This window comes from Mesobacillus sp. (assembly GCF_057785455.1).
In genome coordinates, this window is record NZ_JBYNSB010000010.1 from 1 (window position 1) to 2,357 (window position 2,357).

The following is a 2,357-nucleotide window of genomic DNA, read 5'->3' on the forward strand; positions in this document are numbered from 1 at the left end:
CATCCTCCTCCTTGCATGCCTGTCAAATCTTATAGGTTTGTCCATTTATATAGCACAATATAAGTAGTCACAACACGCTTCCCTATTTCAAAGGTTCTATTGGTCTCCCACGTGTATTCACAGTAACGGCGCAAAGACCAGTTCCATTTGTATTAGTTACAGCAAGCTGGAAGGTTGTATTAGAATTTACATTTCCTGTCGTGCAATTGCCTCCATAAGAATTAGAAAATGTTCCGCTGCAACCTCCAAGCGATGCGCTTCCGCGTAAAATGCTGAATGTCCCACTCGCAGGGCCGTTAGTTATAGACCATGTGAGAACAGTTGTTCCTGGCCTCGGCATAGAACTTGGATTCGCAGAAAGACTGCAGGTTGGCGAACCCGCAGCAGCGGGATTAACTGTTATAGTGAACATTTTTGAAGTCGAAGTCTTGCAGTCGCTATTTGATAAGGTGGCTGTAAAGCTATAAGTACCAGCCGAAGTAGGATTATTAACACTCAAAACACCGGTTGCAGAATCTACCGATAGCCATGGCGGATTGCCTGAAATACTCCATGAATAATCACTTGATTTTCCTCCGGTTCCTGTTAAGGTAGCAAAGGTAGCGGCAACTGCACCTACCGTTGTAGATGGCATTTCTGTATTATTAATCGAAAGCGGCTTTGGTCTTACAGAAATCGTAAAAAGATTTGTGGATGTAGATGTATATGTGCCGCCCGCAGAATCAGTTACTTTCAGCTCTGCTGCCTTTATGCTAATAGTTTCCTTGCATTCGGTTCTAGCAGGGGCAAGCTCTCCGGTGTTTGGAGGTACATCTCTATAATTAAGCATTCCAGAAATGAGCCCTGATTCATTCAGCGAAAGCCCGCTTCCTTCCCATAACGACCCGTCTTCTCCCCAAGTATAAGGAGGCACTCCTCCTATTGCCTGCATCGAATATGAATAAAAAGAATCCTCCTCACTTTCTGGTAATGAAGCAGGCGATGTTATTCTCAATGGCTGCGGGCATCCCCTCAATGACCTTATCTCGTCTAATGAAACATACTGCACAATATCGTCATATTCATAGGTAACACCGCCATCTGTATAAGTTGATCCCTGTGTCCTTACATAAAAACAGTTTGCCGTAGGACAGGCAACACCTGTAGGTGCAGTTGTAGTGCCTGCTCCGTTGCCGTCTTCACCAGTACTGTAAACTATGAAAACAATATTCCGCTTGGTAAGAGGAGCGGAGCAATTATCGTCATTACATTCTATTACCGATATATCCGTTTCAGTTACACTGCATGAATTGCCCGAACCTTCCAGATTATTAAATGCCGAATATAAAATCTGTCTTGTCCACGAATCAAGCCGCCTTGCCCCAGCTATTCCAAGCGGGTCGCCGCTTTCAGTAGGCACAAACCCTTTTTTCACCGCATATCCAAGCACAGCTTCTTTTGCTGCTTGACCGCCTCCCTCGTCTCTATCAGCTTCGCCCTCTTTGTCAACGGCCCTATCAGGCTCATACCCAGGCCGATAAGAAGCCCTATCACCACCAGCACCATTGCAAGCTCAACGAGGGTAAAACCATTTTTAGAGTTTAGAGTTATGAGTTTAGAGTTATGAGCTAATAGTTTTTTGATTTTCCGATTTTGTTTCATTGTTTCTTTGCAAATCATAATAATTCTATGGTATCAAAACATAAGAGCCGTGTCAAACAATGGGATTAGTCCTTCTTTCCTCGTTGAAATCCGTCAAAAATCGCCTTAAATGCCTCGGCAACTATTTTAGGTCTCAACTTTTTTAAATCCTCATTATTCGGATACAGCAGAAGCCCCTCCTCCACTGTCTTCATTGCCTCATCGAAATAAAAATGCTGCTTGTAGTGAATGCCCATCAAAAACAGGACTCTGGCATCGTGGTAAAAGACAGGCATGACAGGAAGCCTCTGTTTTTCGGAATTGCTCCATTTGAGGAAATCATCGAGGAAGTCTTTATTACTCTCTATATCTTTTACAGCATCTTCAGCCCTTGCAAACATATACATTGGTACTGACCAGTTTTTTAGATACAGATTTTTCATAGACGGCTTTATATCCTCGTCAGAACCTTTTCCTGTTTCCATATAATCTATATACCATCTCACAAGGCCATTATATGCATTAAAGGTTGCTACTGTATATGTTGCGAAAAATATGTAAGCACCTGAAACAATTATAATAAGCGGCTTAGTAATATATGGAGATAGCTTTAACTGTGCTGCCTTTAAAAAGTGCGAAGTTGCCATATAAGTCAGAATTATAAATAAAAGATAATGGGCGGTAGATAGTTGCAAAGGATATTCTACAAGGGTATGGATAGTAATGGGCGTTAGAAG

At 42.3% G+C, this 2,357-nt stretch carries 3 protein-coding genes; all 3 read right to left on the reverse strand.

Features of this window, described 5'->3' with window-relative positions; translation table 11 throughout:
• Positions 1-82 precede the first annotated feature (82 nt).
• A complete protein-coding gene (locus AC3EBE_RS02465) occupies positions 83-1,429 on the reverse strand; it encodes a hypothetical protein (protein WP_488593429.1) in 1,347 nt (448 codons plus the stop codon).
• Positions 1,411-1,659: a type II secretion system protein gene (locus tag AC3EBE_RS02470; protein WP_488593430.1), complete on the reverse strand. Its 249-nt coding sequence runs from the start codon at positions 1,657-1,659 to the stop codon at positions 1,411-1,413. The genes AC3EBE_RS02465 and AC3EBE_RS02470 overlap by 19 nt, the downstream gene beginning before the upstream one ends.
• A gap of 47 nt (positions 1,660-1,706) precedes the next feature.
• The coding region (locus tag AC3EBE_RS02475) for a Wzy polymerase domain-containing protein (RefSeq protein ID WP_488593431.1) at positions 1,707-2,357 on the reverse strand (651 nt) is incomplete at its 5' end.